A 17,537-nucleotide genomic window follows, 5' to 3' on the forward strand; every position below is an offset into this window, starting at 1 on the left:
GATCCGGCTGATCGCCGAGGTCAACGTCGTCGGGTCGGCCTGCGTGCCCGCCGCGCCGTCGGTGCCGTTCGGCGACACGTACAACGCCGACGCCGGCGGATTCGTCGTCGTCGTGGTGGTCGTCGTGGTCGTGGTGGTGCTCGTCGTCGTGCTCGTGCTGGTGGACGTCGACGTGGATGTGTCCGTGGGCACGCCGGTGCACGCCACGCCGTTGAGCTTGAAGGAGGTCGGGGCGGGGTTGGAGCCGGTCCACGAGCCGTTGAAGCCCGGCGTCACCGACGCGCCCGTGCCCAGGGAGCCGTTCCAGGACGCGTTGCGCACCGTCACCGCGCTGCCGGACTGGGAGAACTCACCGCCCCACAGCTGCGTGACCTGCTGCCCCGCGGCGAAGCTCCACTCCAGCGTCCACCCCGACACCGCGTCGCCCAGGTTGGTCACCGTGACGTTCGCGCCGAAACCGCCCTGCCACTGGCTCGTCACGGCGTAGTCCACCCGGCACCCGACCGCCGCGTTGGCGTTGGTGCCGGCGGCCACCACCATCAACGCCGACACGGCGACCGCCGAAGCGGCGGCGGTCGCGACAGAGACCCACCGGGTGGTGCGCCTGATCATGCGCGGATTCATGCATCGCCTCCTTGCGAGCAGGGTCCGGACGCCCCGGCAGTCCACCAGGGCGTTCCGGCGGAAGTCGGTGTCAGTTGCCGATGTCGGCTTGGGGACCCGCGTACGCGCGCAGCAGGGCGGGCACGTCGGCGGCCTTGTCCAGGGTGTAGGCGTAGAAGTCCGACGGGGTGAAGGCGGAGCCCCCGGTCTGCTGCTTGCCCGTCGAGTCGACCACGATGCTGCCGCTCTGGCGCAGCTCGGCGGTGGCGTCCTTGTAGTACGGGTCGCGGACGTTGTCGAAGTAGCTGTTCTCCAGCACCATCCTGGTGTTGCCGCGCGAGTAGTTGCCGTAGCCGCGCACGTCCTGCAGGTGGTTGTTGTAGAGGTGGGCGTACGCCACGTTGTCGGTGCTGGGGTTGCGGCTGTTCGTGTCGTGGATCCAGTTGTGGTGGATGGTCAGGCGGGCGGTGGTGTTGTCGGTCCAGCCGATGCCGAACGACTTGTTGCCCTCGGCGAGGACGTTCCAGGACACGGTGAGGTTGGTGGTGTCCTTGCGGCTGTCGAGGAGGCCGTCGTTCATGCGCAGGATCCGGTTGTGGTCGATCCAGACCCGGTCGGCGGTGTCCAGCTGGATGCCGTCGTAGTCGAACTCCTTGTCGTCCGGGTCGTCGGAGGCGACGCGGGTGTCGCGGATGGTCAGGTTGCGGATGATGACGTTGCCCGTGCCCGCGTTGAGCCGGAAGCCTCCGCCCACGATCTCGCCGCGCGTGCCGACGCCCACGACGGTCTTGTTCGAGGCGACCGGGACTTCCCTGCCCAGCGGGGTGATGGTGATGGCGCGGTCCACGCGGATCACGTACGGCTCGGCCGCCGAGGCGTAGCGCTCCAGGCCGGCCTGGTCGGTGACGGTGACCGTGGCGCCGCCCGCGCCGCCGGTGGTGCCGGCCGCGCCCGCGAACCCGTCGGGAGTCGCCGACCACCTCCCGCCACCTGTCGTGGTCGTGGTGGTGGTCGGGCTGTCGCCGGTGCAGGTGGTGCCGTTGAGCACGAAGCCGGTGGGCGTCGGGTTGGTCGACGTGAACGAACCGTTGAAGCCGAACGTCGCGCTGCCGCCGGTGGGGAGGGCCGCGTTGTAGGAGGCGTTCGTCGCGGTGACGTTCGCCGTGCCGGTGGTGACGGTGGCGTTCCACGCCTGCGTCACCCGCTGCCCGGCGGGGAACACCCACGTCAGGCTCCACCCGTACACCGGGTCGCCGAGATTGGTGACCGTCACCTCGGCGCCGAAGCCGCCCTGCCACTGGTTGGTCACGGTGTAGTCGACCCGGCACCCGACCGCCGCGTTGGCGTTGGTGCCGACCGCCATCACCAAGCCGCCGGTCAAAGCCGCCACCGACACGGCCGCGGCGATACCGGCGGTCCGGCTCCTCGTGCGCCAACCCCTACGCGGACTCATGCGTCGCCTCCTTGCGAACAGCACTGCCGGACCGCGATCCCCACGACGCCGACCCACGGCCGAATTGGCGGTTCCAGCAGTGTGAACCGCCCTCTGGGAACGCTCCCAGGGAGCATTGCGCAACCTTGCGCGACCGGCAAGAAAATTCACAATCATGAACGATCCCCACTCACCGCCGACCACCGGATCGATTCACGACCATGAACAAAATTGACCCGAACCGAAGGGATAACACCCCGATACGTTCATCCCGGTGAATTCCCGCGCTTTTCGCGCACGCGGCTACCACATCGCCGCCATTCGCATTCCCCGGCGCACCGACCGAGGTTTTCCGGCGGACGTGCACGGTTCGCAACCGCGTCGCGGGGCCCGTCACCCAGGCGGCTTGTCGAGATGACGGGTCGGGTGAAGCCGGTTCCCGGGACTCCGCCTGGACCAGCCGCGGACCTAGCGTTCGACACGTCAGGACACGAAGCGCGGGGAGGCTCCCATGGCCGGCCACCGATTCCTCCTCACCGCCGCGGCGCTGGTCGCCGCGACGGTGCTGCCCACCGGGACGGCTCACGCCGACGTGCCCGCGGGCGCGTGTGCGTTGCCCCCGACCAGCGCGCACCTGACCGAAGGCGTGCCCACGCCTGCGGGGCACGTGCCGTCGCACGGCACGGTGCGGGCCACGATGGTCTTCGTCGACTTCCCCGACGCGCCGGCCGGCGACTCGACCACCGGCCTGCGCGACCAGCTGCTGCCCGGCGGTCCGAGCTGGTTCACCACCAGCTCGTACGCCAACCTGACAGTGGCCGTCGACGCCGTCACCGCCCGGTTCTACCGGATGCCGCGACGGTCCACCGACTACGGCTGGCGACGCGGCCTCACCGCCGAGGCCCACGCCCGCTACCTCAACGACGCGCTGGCCGCGGTCGGCCGGACGGTGGCGTTCAGCGGCACGAACCTCCTCTACGTCGTGCCCACCCGTGCGGCGGCCGAGATCTCCTTCGCCGCCGCCTACATGGGCCCGGTCACGGCGCCCGACGGCACGGTGATCACCAGGTCCGTCACGTTCGGCCAGGACACGGCGCACTGGGGCAGCAAGGTCCTCAACCACGAGACCGGGCACGCGCTCGGCCTGCCGGACCTGTACGGCTACAGCGGCGACCTCCACCGGTTCGTCGGCGGCTGGGACCTGATGGGCCTGATCTCCGGGCCCAGCCCGGACCTGCTGGCCTGGCACAAGTGGAAGCTGAACTGGCTGCGCTACGACCAGATCGGCTGCGTCAGCGCCACCGGCCGCTACGTCGACACCCTCGTCCCGATCTCGGCCACCGGCGGGCGCAAGGGCGTCGTGATCCGCACCGGCCCGACCACCGTGCTGGTCGCCGAAGCACGAGCCCGGACCGGCCTGGACGCCGCCGCCTGCGCCACCGGTGTCCTGATCTACTCCGTCAACACCGCCGTCGCGAGCGGCAACGGCCCCGTGCTGGTCAAGGACTCACGGCCCGGCTCGGGTGGCTGCGGCGGGCACGAGCTGAACGACGCGCCGTTCACCGTGGGAGGCCGTTTCCACGACGCCGCGAGCAACACCACGATCGACGTGACGGGTCGTTCCGGCGACGACCACCGGATCACCATCGCGTTCGGCGTGGCGCCGTAGTGCGGCTGGGACGGAACGGAGGCGACCGTGGTCACGAGGCGTCGAGTGCTGGGACTGGGTGCCGCCGTGGCGCTCGGCACCGTCCTGCCCGCGGTGCCCGCCCGGGGCGACTACACGACCCACGTCGATCCGGCCCTCGGCTACGGCAGGTGGGGTTGAACGTCGTCCGCTACAACCTCGGCGCCAGCACGTTCCAGCCTGCTCATCCCGGTGGCCCGTCGATGGTCGCCTCCCCGAGGCTGCCGGCATTCCGCAAGATCGAGGGCTTCTGGCTCAACTGGCACAGCGCCGACCCGACGAACACGGGCAGCTGGGACTGGTCGAACGACGATCACCAACGTGCCATGTTGTACGCGGCACGCGATCGGGGGGCGAACGTCTTCCAGCTGTTCTCCGTCTCCCGATCTGGTGGATGTGCAAGAACCACAACCCGTCCGGCGCCGCTGACGGCGGCAACAACCTGCAGGAGCACAACTACCGGCAGCACGCCCAGTACCTGGCGATCGTCGCCCGGCACGCCCGCGACTTCTGGGGCATCGACTTCGGCAGCGTCGAACCGTTCAACGAACCGTCCCGGGGAGGGCACACGGCGGACGGGAGGGCCGAAGGCTGCTTCGTCAGCGCCCGCCCGTTCGAGCCGATCCAGCAGCAGGTCATCCACCACCTGAGGGAGGAACTGGACCGCCGCGGCCTGTCGGACGTGACGATCGCCGCCTCCGACGAGATGCGCTTCGAGCGCGCCGACATCACCTGGGGGCAGATGTCCGAACTGGACACCCAGCGCGTGATCGGCCAGGTCAACACCCACGGCTACCAGTACGACGACGAAGGGCCCGCGCGGTCGGCGCTGTACGACCACGTGCGCCCCCACGGCAAGCGGTTGTGGCAGAGCGAGTACGGCGAGCAGTACGAGCACGGCCTGTACCTGGCCTACCACCTGGCGATGGACCTGTACTTCCTGCACCCGACCGCCTGGTGCTACTGGCAGCCCCTGGACGGCCAGGTCACCGACCCCGACGGGCGCCGGCTCAGCTGGGGCCTGCTGAAGGCCACCTACAGCTTCGACACCGCGGTCAAGGGCGGCCGGCTCGGCGAGGACGACCCCTATCCGGGCACCGACGAGCACGTGACGAACAAGTACTTCGTCCTGGCCCAGTACACCCGCCACATCCGGCCCGGGATGACCATCATCGACAGCGGGGGCCAGGCCACCGTCGCCGCGCACCACCCGGACCGCGAACGCCTGGTCCTCGTCACGGTCTGCGGCAACACACCGCAGCGGGTCACCTACGACCTGTCCCGCTTCGCGGCCGTCGGCGGCTCCGCCCGGCGCTGGATCACCGATGCCGACCCGTCCTACCGCGTCGCCCGGCAGTACGTGCGCGGCACGGACGTCCAGCTGAGGAACAAGTGGCTGTCCGTGCCGTTCGACGCCAACTCCGGTCCAGACCTTCGAGATCGACGACGTCCGCCGCTGACCCCCGAGCTCGTGGCCGCTTGTTGCCAGGCCGCGCCACGCCGTCGCTCCACGACGTTGACTGGGGCCACCACGAACGGCGAGCGAGGAGGAGCGTCCGATGGTCCTGCATCCAGCCAGGCCGGTGCCGGTGGAGGCGCGGTTCCGCACGGCCCCGCTCACGGCGGCCGTCACCTGCGCGCTCGTGCTCGGTGTGCTCACCCTGCCGGCCGCGTTCGGCGTGCTCGGCGCGGCGGGCACCCCGACGAACACCCTCAGCACCGTGCTCAGGAGCGTGCTGGGCGCCGAAGGCGCGTGCTGCCTCGCCGGCGCGGTGCTGCTGGTGCTGCGGCAACCCGCGGGCCGGGCACTGGCAGCGATGGGCGGCGGTGTCGCCTCGGCGCTCCCCCTGCTGATGGTTCCGCTGATCGTCGTGACCCCGGAGGAGTTCGCGTCCGGCATCCGGCAGTCCGGCGGCCTCCTGATGCTCTTGGCGCTGTTCGTGCTCGGCCCGTTGACGATGGTGCTGAGCCTGCGTTGCGGTCCCCGTGCCGCGGTCGCGCGTCACCACCCGCACGGTCCGATCGCGCCCACGCCGCCGTGGTGATCCCGCGACCGGGCTTCAGGTGGCCGCTCCGGTCTCCCGCCGGGGAACGGACAGCGGCGTGGAGCCGAGCGTGCTCTCCAGTTGCTCCCACCGCGTGACCAGGTCCGACATCATCAGCATCAGCACGTCGGGGAAGGCGTGCAGGAAGCTCTGGTACCGGTAGTGGTCCAGGTAGTACAGGACCGCGTCGCTGACCGCCGTCACCGACGTGGTGCGGGCGTTGAAGAACAGGTCGTAGTGGCCGAGCACGGCGCCGCGACCCAGGACCGCGCGCTCGTAGAAGCCGCCGAAGTCCACCTCGACCTCACCGCCGGCGACGATGAACACCCCGTGCGCGGCGTCGTCCTCGCGGCAGATGACGTCGCCCGCGGTGAACGGGATCTCGTCGAACATCGAGGCGAGCGTCTCCCGCTCGGAATCGGCCAGCGAGGCGAACAGCCGCACCCCGTGCGGGTCGACGCCCTCGCGCAGGCACGCCACCCGCTCGGCCAGCTCGCGCTCGTCGATGTGCGTCATCCGCAGCCGCGCGAACCGCAGCACGCGGTCGGTGTTGCGGGACTGGCGGCGTGACGTCCCGGCGCTCGGCGGCGTGTAGAGCGTGGCGTTCCCGCTGATCCGCGCGGCTTCGCGCAGGCCGGACTCGTAGGCGCTGTGCACGCAGCCCCAGTGGTAGGGGTTGGTGCCCTCGCCGGCGAAGAACAGCCGGTCACCGACCGGTTCGGCGAGCGTGCCGATGTCCTTCGACGAGGAGTCGACGCCGATGCAGGTGTAGGAGCCCCGGGCGAAGGGGTCGGACGACCACGCGGTGCGCGAGATGCGCTCGGGCGCGGGCGCCTCGGCGCCGAACAGGTCCTCGACGATGGTGCCCGCGTAGGCGGCGACGTCCTCGTCGGACCAGGTCTCCGCCTCACGGCCGAGCGAGGCGCCGAGCAGCAGCACCAGGACCGGCTTGCCGTGGGACTTCCACATGCTGATCACGACCGTGGGGTACCGGTCCGTGTCGCGGCACAGGTAGCCGAAGACGTACTGGTCCCGCGGCCAGAAGGGTTCGCGGTAGTGCAGGGCGATCTTGTTGAGGGTGCCGAAGCCCAGTCGGGCGATCGCGGACCGCTTGGCCTCCGGCAGCGGCGGCTCGAAGCGCACCACCTCGGCCTTGAGCACCCCGAGCGGCACGGTCACCAGGACCTTGTCCGCCTCGAAGTCGCCCCGGTCGGTGGTGACCCGCACCGGCCCGGCGGTGGTGTCGATCCCGGTGACCACGTGGCCGAGCCTGACGTCCAAGCCCTCGGCGATGGCCTCCACCACCGCCTGGTAACCCTGGTGGAGAACGCTGTCGCCGTAGCCGTAGACCAGGTAGCCGTCCTCCCAGAACTTCAGGGACAGCTTGTCGGGGTCCTCGGCGACGTCCTCCCGCAGGAGCACGTTGAGGTGGTAGCGGACCGCCTGCTCGTCCTCGGCGGACAGCCGGCGTTCGGCGAGGATCCGGCGGAGCGCCTCGCCCAGCGAGATGTCCGGGTGCTGCTCCTTACGCGCGATCGCGGCCCGCTGCTCCAGCTCGTGCAGCACGTCGTCGGCCAGGTGCAGGGTGCGGCTCTTGTGGCGGTGGTTCGCCAGGCGGTGGTCCGCGCCGAACAGGTCCAGGCTGTCGAAGCCCCCGGTGTAGGCGCTGTCGCCGCCCACGTAGCTGTAGGGGATGCCCAGGTCCTCGACCAGCTCGGTGATCGGGTTGCCGTCCGTGCCGTGGATCCAGTGCGCGCCCAGGTCCACCCCGTGCTCGTCGGTCCGGATCCGCCCTCCGACGCGGTCGCGCGCCTCCAGCACCACCACCTCGTGACCGAGTTCGCGCAGCGCCCGCGCGGCGGCCAACCCCGCCATCCCGGCTCCCACGACGACGACGCCGGGTGGGCGGTCCGCGTCAGCTCTTCGAGACATCGCTCGATTCTCTGGCAGTCGACGCGGTCGCTGACATACCCGGATCGAGTGCTTGCCGCTGGTCCGTCCGGGTCGCCGGCGTCGGTTGAGCCACGTGGACTGCCCGTACTGTCGCCCATTCGGGTGCTAACACCCACTCCGGATGGCCGATACCCCGGGTAGAGGTGCACACCGGGAGGTAGCGTTGCCGACGTGGAGCCCAGGCGCGGGGTCATCGCCCCGGAACTGGAGCGGTGGAGCCGGGACGCCGACGACGGCGACCGGCGGACCGCCCTGGTGCGGCTGCGCGGAGGGGCTGAGGTCGAGCGGGCGGCCGAACGGCTGACGTCGCTCGGCATGGAGGTCACCAGCAGTGGCCCCGGCTCCGTCGTCGGCACCGTCTCACCCCCCGTGCTGCGCCTGATCGGTCAGGAGACCTGGGTGCTCGCCGTCGAAGGACCCCGAACCCTCAGGTCGCTCCAGCACGGCTGAAGGGGCGGGGCGATGGAGCCCAGACGTGACACGGTTCTGGACGCGCGGCTGCGCAGGGCGGCGGCGTTCGCGGACTTGGACCTGCCGGCGGACGAGAGCATCGGGGCACGGGCGCTCGACGTTTCGGGGCGGGCCGCCGAGACGCGCCGGACGACGGTGAAGCTGCTGGTGCGGTCGGCGGAGTTGGCGTCGGCCGAGAGCTGGCTGGAGGGCGTGGGCGGCCACGTGGTGTCCGCGCCGCCGGACCCGGGTTCGTCCGGTCAGGTGGTCGTGCTGGCGGGCGTTCCGGTCACCGCACTGTCCTCATTGGACCGGCAGCCGTGGCTGGTGCGCGCCGAGGCGCCGAAGGAGATGTTCACCCGCATGGACCGGGCGCGCGGCCCGGTGACCGGGGTGGACGCGGTCCAGACCGCGCACGGCGACCTCACCGGCGCCGGGGTGCTGCTGGCGGTGGTGGACACGGGGGTCGACTGGGCGCACCCGGACTTCCGGCACGGTGACGGCACCACCCGCCTGGAGCGGTTCGTGCACGCCCACGTGCCCGAGGGCTCGGACGAGTCGAGGTTCGACGTGTTCGAGGCCAGTGCGATCAACAAGGCGCTCAACGGCGGTCCGCCCATCCCGACCGGCGACCCGGGCGGCCACGGCACGCACTGCGCGTCCATCGCGGCGGGCAACGGGCGCGGCACGACCGACCGCAGGTTCCGCGGGGTGGCGCCCGAAGCGTCGCTGATGGGTGTGCGCGCCGAGCCGCTGCTGGACGTGCACATCATCGAGGGCATCCGCCAGGCGTTCGACCTGGCCGGCGACCGCCCGGCGGTGGTGAGCCTGAGCCTCGGCGGCCACTTCGGCGCCCACGACGGCACGTCCGCGATCGAGAACGAGATAGCGCGCGCCACCGGCCCGGGCCGGATCGTGGTCGTGGCGGCCGGCAACGAGGGCGACGACGGCGTGCACGCCCAGGGCCGACTGGTCGTCGGCGAGGAGTTGTCGTTCACCGTGCGGGTGCCCGACACGGGCCTGGTGTTCTGCGACGTGTGGATCCCGCGCGGCGACAAGGTGGACGTGTTCGTGGAAACGCCCAGCGGGACGCGGTTCGAACCCAACACCGGCGAGACGTCCACGCCGGACGGCGTCTTCGTCGCGGACTTCGTGGAGAACCCGGTCAACCGCGAGCAGAACCTGACCTTCCTGATGATCAACGGCACGGTCGACGAGCGGTGGACCATCCGCGTCACGCCCCTCTCCGTGGTGCACGGCGAGGTCCACGCGTGGGCGGGCTCGGTGGACGGCGGCCGGCTGATGTTCCCCGGCGCGCCGTTGGCGGGCTACTCGATCGGCATGCCCGCGACCGAGGAACGCGCGGTCGCGGTGGGTTCCCTCATTTCCCGAAACGAGTTCGAGGGTCCCCAGGGCGACTCGACCCTGCCGGGTCTGGCGGTGGACGTCGTGTCGTCGTTCTCCAGCCAGGGGCCGACGCGCATCGGCGTGCAGAAACCGGACATCGTCGCCCCCGGCCAGGTCGTGACCGCGGCCCTGTCGGCGGGCTCCGACATGGCCACGTCGCCCCGGTTGGCGGCACGGCGGCACCCGTCGGGGAAGTACGTCACCATCCAGGGCACCAGCATGGCGACGCCGTTCGTGGCGGGCATCGTGGCCCTGATGCTGCAACGGGAACCGAGGCTGACGCCGGAAGAGGTCCAGCAACGCCTGCGCGTCACGGCTCGCCGTGACGCCACGACAGGTCCGGTGTGGAATCCGCGCTACGGCTGGGGAAAGCTGGACGCCGAGGCACTGTTCCGCTCCTGACCCACTGCCACGCCGCGTTGGCCCGGCACTGCGATCTCCGATAATTCATCACGCGTTGTAACCGCAGCCGAGGGCGCGGAACAGGGTGACGGCCCGGTCGTAGTGGTCGACGGCCTGCCGGTGGCCGCCCGTGCGGTGGGCGAGCTCGGCGACACCGGCATCCCACGATGCGATACCGGACGGCTTTCGGCGCAGAAAGATGTCGACATTCGGGCGGAGGTGCCGGATACGATCAAGGCAGGTGGGCCGCGTCCGGCGCCGACCTCGTCGCTGCCGCGGACGTCGGGGGGCGTCGAAGAGCAGCTTTCCTGGGGGTGGCGTGAGGCAGCCGAAGGCGCTGGTGGTTCGCGGCGGGTGGGAGGGGCACAAGCCCGTCGAGGCGACGGAGTTGTTCATCCCGTTCCTGGAGCGCGGCGGCTACGCGGTGCGGGTCGAGGAGTCGACCGAGGTGTACGCCGACGCCGCCGAGATGGCCGACACGGACCTGGTCGTGCAGTGCGTGACGATGTCGCAGATCACCGGCGAGGAGGTGGCCGGGCTGCGTGCGGCGATCGAGGCGGGCACCGGCTTCACCGGCTGGCACGGTGGCATCGCGGACTCGTTCCGCGCCTCGTCGGACTACCTGCACCTGGTGGGTGGCCAGTTCGCGACGCACCCCGGCAAGCACCAGTCCGAACGCGCGGGCGGGCCGGAGGACAACTTCCTGCCGCACACCGTGAACATCACCGCGCTCGGCCGTGAGCACCCGATCACCGCGGGCGTCGAGGACTTCGAGCTGGTCACCGAGCAGTACTGGGTGCTGCACGACGACCTGAACGACGTGCTGGCCACCACGACCCACCCGGCGCAGGCGTGGCAGCCGTGGCACCGGCCGGTCACCTGTCCGGCGATCTGGACCCGCCAGTGGGGCGCCGGGCGGATCGTCGTGACGACCCCCGGGCACAGCCCGGACGTGTTGGAGCACCCCGCCGTCCGCACCGTCATCGAGAGGGGAATGCTGTGGGCGACCCGCACCGCGTCGGCATCGTAGGTCTCGGGGTCATCTCCCGCGCCTACCTGGACACGCTCGGCGTCCACCCGGCGGTGCGCGTCACCGCGGTCGCCGACCTCGACAGCGCGCGGGCCGCCGAGGTCGCCGCCAGGCTTCCGGGCGCCGCGGCGGTCAGCGTCGACGACCTGATCGGCGGGTCGGACGTCGACACGGTGCTCAACCTCACCACTCCCGCGGCCCACGCCGGGATCGCGCTGCGCGCCATCGACGCGGGCAAGAACGTGTTCGGCGAGAAGCCCCTCGCCGTGACGTTCGCCGAGGGCCGGACGGTCATCGACCGGGCCGCCGCGGCCGGTGTCCAGGTGGGTTGCGCCCCCGACACCGTGCTCGGCACGGGCACGCAGACCGCGCGCGCCGCGATCGACAGCGGGCTCATCGGACGCCCGCTGTCCGCGTCGGCCGTGATGGTCACGCCGGGGCACGAGCGCTGGCACCCCAACCCCGACTTCTACTACACCGCGGGCGGCGGTCCCCTGCTGGACATGGGGCCGTACTACATCTCGGCGCTGATCCACCTGCTCGGCCCGGTGCGCGCGGTGATCGGCGCGGCGGGTCGCCTGCGCGAGGAGCGCGTCATCGGGTCCGGCCCCCGGACGGGTCAGCGGATCCCGGTCGAGGTCGCCAGCCACGTCTCCGGCGTGCTCGAGCACACCAGCGGCGCGCTCTCCACCATCACGACGAGCTTCGACGGCGTGACCACCACCGCCGTGCCCATCGAGGTGCACGGCGAGACCGGCACCCTCGCGGTCCCGGACCCCAACCACTTCGACGGTGAGACCCGGCTCTTCCCGCTGGGCGGCACGGAGTGGCAGGCACTGCCCGCGAGCGCCGGTTACGCCGGAGCCGGCCGCGGCATCGGCCTGCTCGACCTCGTCACGGCCGGTGGGCAACGGCTCCCCCGCGCGGGCGGTGACCTCGCGTTGCACGTGCTGGAGACGATGACCGCCGTGCTCCGCGCCGCGGAGGAAGGACGACGGATCGACCTGACGACCACGGTCGAACGGCCGGCGGCGGTTCCGCTCACGCCCGCGGAGGAGTGGTCCCTCAGCCGCTGACGCGGACCGGATCCAAGCGCCCTTGCCGGACCTACGGCGTCTCCTGCAAGGGCCAGACCTCGACCACGCCGTGGGCGACCGCGCACGGGGTCGCCGCGGCGAGTTCGATGGCCTCCTGGAGCGTGGCCGCTTCGATGATCGCGAACCCGGCGACTGGCAGGGCCGAGGACATGAACGCCCCGCTGTCCACGGTCACGCCGGTGCCGTCGTGGTTCCGCACCTGCGTCGGCGACCCGGCGATCCCCATGGAGGCTCCCATCGCGCGCAACCGGGCGTCGTGCGCGTGCGCCTCGTCGCGGACCGCAGGGTCGGTGCGGTCGTACCCGTCCCGATCGCCGTACCCGATGGTCACGAATTTCGGCATGGCGCTGCCTCCCCTGGTCGACGCGGATCACTCGACCGTACTGAGGTCACGTCGCTCCGGCGACCCGCGGGCGCAGTTCGAGCACGCCGCCGCGGAGGTCGACCCGTGACCCGAACGGACGGCTGATCCGGTCGAGGACCGAACGCAGGTGCTCGGTGTCCGCGCGGTCCGGGTGGCGCAGGCGCATCCGGTGGGCCCGCATCGGCGCCATCCGCAGCCGGACCAGGTGGCCCGTGTCCGGCCGCACCGTGGCGAAGTACAGCAGGCGCAGGTCGTCGCGGTACTCCTCGTGGCCGCTGATGCCCTCGTAGTCGTTGATGAGGTCGCCGCAGCCGTACAGGATCAGCTTGCCGCGGTGGACCTCGACCGGGCGCGGGTGGTGCGAGGAGTGCCCGTGCACGAGGTCCACCCCACCGTCGATGAGCGCGTGCGCGAAGTCCACGTGCGCGTCGGGAACGTCGTAGCCCCAGTTGGACCCCCAGTGCACCGACGCCACGACGACGTCACCGGAACGCCTGGTCCGCCGGACGCGGTCGGTGACGGCGCGGGCCACGTCCTCCGACACGTCCGGCAGCAGGTCGACCCCGGCCCGGTCGGGGGTGGCCGCCCAACCGCCGGGGATCCCGCTGGATCGCGTCCCGAGCGACACGAGGACGACCCGGTTGCCGCGGCCGGTGGGGAGGGCCGTCGGGCGCTCCGCCTCGCGCGCGGTGCGTCCGGCGCCCGCCGCCGCGATCCCGGCGTCGGTCAGCGCGTCGAGCGTGTCGGCCAGGCCGGTGCGGCCGAAGTCGAGCACGTGGTTGTTGGCGAGCGCGCAGGCGTCGGGTCGGGCCGCGGTCAGGCACGGCACGTTCGCCGGGCTCATCCGGTAGTGCAGCCGCTTGCCACCGTCGATCTCGCCGCCGCCGGTGACGCTGGTCTCCAGGTTGATCAACCGCACGTCCGGCGCCTCCTCGGCCAGCACGTGCAGGGCGTCTCCCCACGGCCACGCGAAGTCGACCGGGCAGGGGATCGGACCGTTCGCCCGCTCCGCCAGCGCCACGTAGGTCCGCGCGTCCCGGACGTACGGCTCGTGCAGCCGCGGGTCGCCGGGGTGCGGCAGGATCTGGTCGACCCCGCGGCCGGTCATCACGTCACCGCACAGGAACACCGTCACCATGGGTCGATGGTTCACCGGGAGCCGGGAGATCGCCGACCAACCGCCGTGTGCGCGGCGCCGGAAACGGGTAGCCGACGGCGTGCGACGACATCACCGGTTCACCGTCACGGCCGCGGTCCTCGCCGCGACGGCCTGCGGCGCGCCTCCTCCGGAAGATGTCCGACCACCCGTGCCACCTTCCGCGCCGACCACCGCACCGACGTCCGCGCCGACGACTGCCCCGACCCGGACGCCGGGCGCCGGCGACGTGACGGTGACGGGCGTCGTCCGGACCGGGGTGGAGGCCGGGTGTCTGCTGCTGGACACCGACACCGAGGACTACCTGCTGCTCGCCGACGACGACGCCCAACTGCGGCCCGGGGTCACGGTCCAGGTGCGCGGAACACCCAAGCCGGGCATGGCGACGACCTGCCAGCAGGGCGTTCCCCTCGAAGTGCACGAGGTCCGACCGTCATGACGCGGACCGCACCGGCGGTTCCGCGGTCAGACCACGAGCTGCGTCAGCGCCGCCTCGGCCGCCTCGCGCACGGTGGTCCGCAGGACGACGAGGTCGGCGATACCCGTCTCGGTCAACGGCTTGAGCACCGCGCGCTGGTCGGCGGCCACGGCGAACCGGACTCCGCGCCGTTCGGCGCGGTGCCGCGCCTCGATGAGCATCGACAGGCCGATCGAGCCGAAGAACGTCACCGCGGTGAGGTCGAGCACCAGCACCTCGGCGGCCTCGTCCAGCCGGGCGATGACCTCGGTGCGCACGTCGTCGCAGGTCAGCATGTCCACCACGCCGTCGACACGGATCACCGTGACGCCGTCCCGCCGGACGGTCTCCACGACGATGGGTGGAGCGACCTCGACCTGCTCGCTCATCGGACTGCGCCTCCTGGGAACTTGGCGGACAAACCGGACACCGACCGGTTGCCGGCGCGACGAACCGCCGACCGGTCACCCCCATCGTTGCCCACGCCCACGCGTGCTGTCACCGCCGAACGTGGATGTGCGGTGGCCGCCGCAGCGCCGTCGCCGGACGCGGCAGCGGATCTGCGCAGGCCCGGGGCCACCTCGGCCACCCCACTCCGACAGACGTCACCCGATCGGGCGGTCACGGCACGGTGGCACGGGCACGGTGCGCAACCGTTGCCCGGGTGGAGTTCCGGCGCGGAACGCGTTGCGCCCGCGCTCCCGGATGGGCGACCCTGGCTGTGGCGGGGTCACCCGACCTCGCCGAACCCGAACCCGAACCCGAACCCGAACCGACCACTTTCGGCAGGTTGAGCGGTCATGGCACACCTGACTCCGCCGGCTGACCCGTACCTCGTGCTCGGCGTGCCACGTGACGCCGGGCAGGCCGACATCGCCGCCGCCTATCGCGTTCTCGTCCGCACCCTGCACCCGGACACCGGTGACGCCGATCCCGAGCGCTTCGCGGCGGTGCTGGCGGCCTACCGGTTGCTGCGCGATCCGAGACGCCGCGCCGCCTACGACCGGGACCACCCGCGGCCCGCGGACGTCCCGATCCCCGTCAAGGTCCACCAACCTCCCCCGAGCCGTGAACCCGACCTCCGCGTCGGCCCGGTCAGGCGTCATCAGCGCTGGTGAGACGCCCTCGCACGGGCAGGTACTGGACAGTGCCTCTCGATCACGGGGACGCACCCGCCACGAGCACGGCGGCACCGTCGACGCGGTCCGCGGCGAGGTCCGTGAGTGCCCGGTCGGCCGCGTCGAGCGGGTAGGGCGTGGTGGTGACCTCCAGCCGGTGCGTGCCCGCGAAGCGGAGGAACTCCGCGGCGTCCTGCCGGGTGTTGGCGGTGACGCTGCGCAGCTGCCGTTCCTGGAACAGGTGCTCCCGGTAGACCAGCGGCGGGACGTCGGTGAGGTGGATGCCCGCGATCGACAGCGTGCCCCCGCGGTCGAGCGCTTCGAGCGCGGGCAGGACGAGCGGGCCGACCGGGGCGAACAGGATCGCGGAGTCCAGCGGCTCCGGCGGCGGGTCCGCGGCGTCGCCCGCCGACGTCGCGCCGAGTGCCATCGCCAGCTCACGGGCCCGTGCGCTGCGGGTCATGACGTGCACGACGGCCCCGCGGGCCAGCGCGACCTGTGCCGCCAAGTGCGCACTCGCTCCGAGGCCGTAGATGCCCAACCGTCCACCCTCGGGCAGCTCCGCGCGCAGCAACGCCCGGTACCCGATGATCCCGGCGCACAGCAGCGGCGCCGCTTCGGCGTCGGAGTAGCCGGCGGGCAGGTGGTGGGCGTAGTCGGCGGGGACCACGGTGAAGTCGACGTAGCCGCCGTCGGCGTCCCACCCGGTGTAGACCGACTCCGGGCACAGGTTCTCGTCGCCGCGCAGGCAGTACCGGCACCGCCCGCACGTGCCGCGCAGCCAGGCGACGCCCACCCGGTCGCCGATCGCGAACCGGTCGTCATCGGACTCGACGACCTCGCCGACGACCTCATGCCCCGGCACGACGCCCGGCCGGTGCACGGGCAGATCGCCTTCGGTGACGTGCAGGTCGGTGCGGCAGACACCGCAGACCAGCACCCTGAGCAGCAACTCCCCCGGTCCCGGCTCGGGCACCGGATCCCGGCGCAGGACCAGCGGCCTGCCCGCCATCGGGCCGGGCCGGTCCACGTGCCACGCCCGCATGGTGCTCACGGGATCGATCGTCGCACCGATGCGCCCCGGCGCCCATCCGCACGCCGGCCACCGTCACCGCGGGTGATCCCTGTTCGTGGCGGGCATTCCCCCGAACGCTCGACACGGTCCGTTGAGGGGTATCCGATGCTGGAGGTCGTCGTGCGGAGGAGGATGTGCCATGCAGGCAAGCGTCGGTGACAAGCTGTTGGTGCACGGCAAGGTCGTCGGGCAGCACGAACGCACCGCCGAGGTCCTCGAAGTGCTGGGCAAGGACGGCAAGCCGCCTTACCGGGTGCGGTTCGAGGACGGGCACGAAACCGTCATGCTGCCCAGCCCCGACACCGTCGTGCGCCACGTCGAGGGCGACGCGTAGGGCGACGACTTCGGCCCTGCGGACGCCCGGGACCACGCGCCCACGCCGATGAGCGTTGCTACGGTGACGCATGCTTTCGGTGCGGGCCAACGGCGTTGAACTCGGTGTGGAGGTCTTCGGTCGTGAGGCCGATCCCCTCGTGCTGCTGGCCGGCGGCACCACCATGCACTCGTGGCCGGACGCGCTGTGCGAACGGCTCGCGGCAGGCGGACGTCGGGTGGTCCGCTACGACCTGCGCGACTGCGGTGCCTCCACGACCGTCGACCCCGAGGCGCCCGGCTACACACTCCGCGATCTCGCCACCGACGCGGCGGCGCTCGTCGGCGCGCTCGGCGCCGCCACCGCCCACCTCGGCGGCATCGGGGTCGGCGGCATGGTCGCCCAGGTCGCCGCGCTCGACCACCCGGGCGCGTTCTCGGCGCTGACCCTGGTCGGGACCCGGCCCGTCGCGCCCGGGCCGGTCGACGACGACCTCCCCGATCACGACGCAAAGGCGATGGGAGCGCTGTTCTCGCTCCCGAGGCCCGAGTGGAACGACCGGGCCGCGGTCGCCGCGTACGCCGCCGACCGCGCGGTGCTGCTCGGTGACGACCCGGAGCAGGCGCGCGCGACCGCTACGCGGATCTGGGACCGCACACCGTCGAGCGACCCCTCAGCGCACGAGGCGAACCAGCTCGGGATGGTGTTCGCCCGACTCGACTGCGCGCCGCGGTGGCGCGAACGGCTCGGCGACCTGGACGTGCCGACGCTGGTCGTGCACGGCCGCGCGAACCGGTTCTTCCCCGTCGGCAACGGCGAAGCGCTCGCCGACCGGATCCCCGGCGCGCGGTTGCTCGTCCTGGACGACGTGGCCACCGCGCTGCCCGACGCCGCGGCCGAGCAGGTCGCCGCGGCGATGCTCGACCTGCCGCACCCACGCCGCTGACC

19 protein-coding genes are annotated in these 17,537 nt (G+C 72.0%); 11 read left to right on the top strand and 8 right to left on the bottom strand.

Features of this window, described 5'->3' with window-relative positions; genetic code table 11:
* Positions 1–624: cellulose-binding domain-containing protein (locus tag ADK67_RS03860; protein ID WP_231648004.1), on the bottom strand; the 624-nt coding region annotated here is incomplete at its 3' end.
* Positions 625–694: 70 nt separating this feature from the next.
* Positions 695–2,056, bottom strand: coding sequence for a cellulose binding domain-containing protein (locus ADK67_RS03865; RefSeq protein WP_053714988.1), 1,362 nt, complete (start codon positions 2,054–2,056; stop codon positions 695–697).
* Positions 2,057–2,546: 490 nt separating this feature from the next.
* Between ADK67_RS03865 and ADK67_RS03870 the strand changes: the two genes are divergently transcribed.
* Together ADK67_RS03870 and ADK67_RS54535 are read left to right on the top strand one after the other, a co-directional pair.
* The gene (locus ADK67_RS03870) at positions 2,547–3,704 is read left to right on the top strand and encodes a M6 family metalloprotease domain-containing protein (RefSeq protein WP_053714989.1); all 1,158 of its coding nucleotides are present in this window, start codon (positions 2,547–2,549) and stop codon (positions 3,702–3,704) included.
* A gap of 27 nt (positions 3,705–3,731) precedes the next feature.
* Positions 3,732–3,863, top strand: coding sequence for a hypothetical protein (locus ADK67_RS54535; RefSeq protein ID WP_269435977.1), 132 nt, complete (start codon positions 3,732–3,734; stop codon positions 3,861–3,863).
* A 172-nt stretch (positions 3,864–4,035) separates the two neighbouring features.
* Here ADK67_RS54535 and ADK67_RS50440 read toward each other — a convergent pair whose 3' ends face one another.
* Positions 4,036–4,620: a hypothetical protein gene (locus tag ADK67_RS50440; protein WP_157619897.1), complete on the bottom strand. Its 585-nt coding sequence runs from the start codon at positions 4,618–4,620 to the stop codon at positions 4,036–4,038.
* Between the two features lie 661 nt (positions 4,621–5,281).
* Between ADK67_RS50440 and ADK67_RS03880 the strand changes: the two genes are divergently transcribed.
* The gene (locus ADK67_RS03880; RefSeq protein ID WP_157619898.1) at positions 5,282–5,767 is read left to right on the top strand and encodes a hypothetical protein; all 486 of its coding nucleotides are present in this window, start codon (positions 5,282–5,284) and stop codon (positions 5,765–5,767) included.
* 15 nt (positions 5,768–5,782) lie between these two features.
* On the opposite strand, the gene ADK67_RS03885 is transcribed toward ADK67_RS03880, so the two are convergent.
* Complete coding sequence (locus tag ADK67_RS03885) at positions 5,783–7,699, bottom strand: FAD-dependent oxidoreductase (RefSeq protein ID WP_053714992.1); 1,917 nt, start codon at positions 7,697–7,699, stop codon at positions 5,783–5,785.
* A 192-nt stretch (positions 7,700–7,891) separates the two neighbouring features.
* On the opposite strand from ADK67_RS03885, the gene ADK67_RS03890 reads away from it, so the two are divergent.
* The 4 genes from ADK67_RS03890 to ADK67_RS03905 all read left to right on the top strand — a co-directional run bounded on the left by ADK67_RS03890 (position 7,892) and on the right by ADK67_RS03905 (position 12,085).
* Positions 7,892–8,170: a hypothetical protein gene (locus tag ADK67_RS03890; RefSeq protein WP_053714993.1), complete on the top strand. Its 279-nt coding sequence runs from the start codon at positions 7,892–7,894 to the stop codon at positions 8,168–8,170.
* Positions 8,171–8,182: 12 nt separating this feature from the next.
* A complete protein-coding gene (locus tag ADK67_RS03895) occupies positions 8,183–9,979 on the top strand; it encodes a S8 family serine peptidase (RefSeq protein ID WP_053714994.1) in 1,797 nt (598 codons plus the stop codon).
* Positions 9,980–10,298: 319 nt separating this feature from the next.
* Entirely contained in the window at positions 10,299–11,009 is a 711-nt protein-coding gene (locus ADK67_RS03900; protein ID WP_053714995.1) for a ThuA domain-containing protein, read from the top strand.
* A complete protein-coding gene (locus tag ADK67_RS03905) occupies positions 10,979–12,085 on the top strand; it encodes a Gfo/Idh/MocA family protein (protein ID WP_053714996.1) in 1,107 nt (368 codons plus the stop codon). Before ADK67_RS03900 ends, ADK67_RS03905 begins: the two co-directional genes overlap by 31 nt.
* Positions 12,086–12,116: 31 nt before the next feature.
* Here the strand turns inward: ADK67_RS03905 and ADK67_RS03910 are convergent, their stop codons facing one another.
* Both ADK67_RS03910 and ADK67_RS03915 read right to left on the bottom strand, forming a co-directional pair.
* Positions 12,117–12,449, bottom strand: coding sequence for a YciI family protein (locus ADK67_RS03910; protein ID WP_053714997.1), 333 nt, complete (start codon positions 12,447–12,449; stop codon positions 12,117–12,119).
* Positions 12,450–12,495: 46 nt separating this feature from the next.
* Complete coding sequence (locus ADK67_RS03915) at positions 12,496–13,608, bottom strand: CapA family protein (RefSeq protein ID WP_197289269.1); 1,113 nt, start codon at positions 13,606–13,608, stop codon at positions 12,496–12,498.
* Positions 13,609–13,777: 169 nt separating this feature from the next.
* On the opposite strand from ADK67_RS03915, the gene ADK67_RS48140 reads away from it, so the two are divergent.
* Entirely contained in the window at positions 13,778–14,065 is a 288-nt protein-coding gene (locus tag ADK67_RS48140) for a hypothetical protein (RefSeq protein ID WP_157619899.1), read from the top strand.
* Positions 14,066–14,091: 26 nt separating this feature from the next.
* On the opposite strand, the gene ADK67_RS03925 is transcribed toward ADK67_RS48140, so the two are convergent.
* Positions 14,092–14,472: an STAS domain-containing protein gene (locus ADK67_RS03925; protein WP_053715000.1), complete on the bottom strand. Its 381-nt coding sequence runs from the start codon at positions 14,470–14,472 to the stop codon at positions 14,092–14,094.
* A 411-nt stretch (positions 14,473–14,883) separates the two neighbouring features.
* On the opposite strand from ADK67_RS03925, the gene ADK67_RS03930 reads away from it, so the two are divergent.
* Complete coding sequence (locus ADK67_RS03930) at positions 14,884–15,201, top strand: J domain-containing protein (protein ID WP_053715001.1); 318 nt, start codon at positions 14,884–14,886, stop codon at positions 15,199–15,201.
* Between the two features lie 40 nt (positions 15,202–15,241).
* Here ADK67_RS03930 and ADK67_RS03935 read toward each other — a convergent pair whose 3' ends face one another.
* A complete protein-coding gene (locus ADK67_RS03935; RefSeq protein WP_053715113.1) occupies positions 15,242–16,246 on the bottom strand; it encodes a zinc-binding alcohol dehydrogenase family protein in 1,005 nt (334 codons plus the stop codon).
* Positions 16,247–16,415: 169 nt separating this feature from the next.
* Between ADK67_RS03935 and ADK67_RS03940 the strand changes: the two genes are divergently transcribed.
* Together ADK67_RS03940 and ADK67_RS03945 are read left to right on the top strand one after the other, a co-directional pair.
* The gene (locus ADK67_RS03940; RefSeq protein ID WP_053715002.1) at positions 16,416–16,610 is read left to right on the top strand and encodes a DUF1918 domain-containing protein; all 195 of its coding nucleotides are present in this window, start codon (positions 16,416–16,418) and stop codon (positions 16,608–16,610) included.
* A gap of 70 nt (positions 16,611–16,680) precedes the next feature.
* Positions 16,681–17,535 (top strand): alpha/beta fold hydrolase, encoded by an 855-nt coding sequence (locus tag ADK67_RS03945; protein ID WP_053715003.1) that lies wholly within the window; start codon positions 16,681–16,683, stop codon positions 17,533–17,535.
* Positions 17,536–17,537: the final 2 nt, after the last annotated feature.

The organism is Saccharothrix sp. NRRL B-16348 (assembly GCF_001280085.1).
Taxonomy (GTDB): domain Bacteria; phylum Actinomycetota; class Actinomycetes; order Mycobacteriales; family Pseudonocardiaceae; genus Actinosynnema.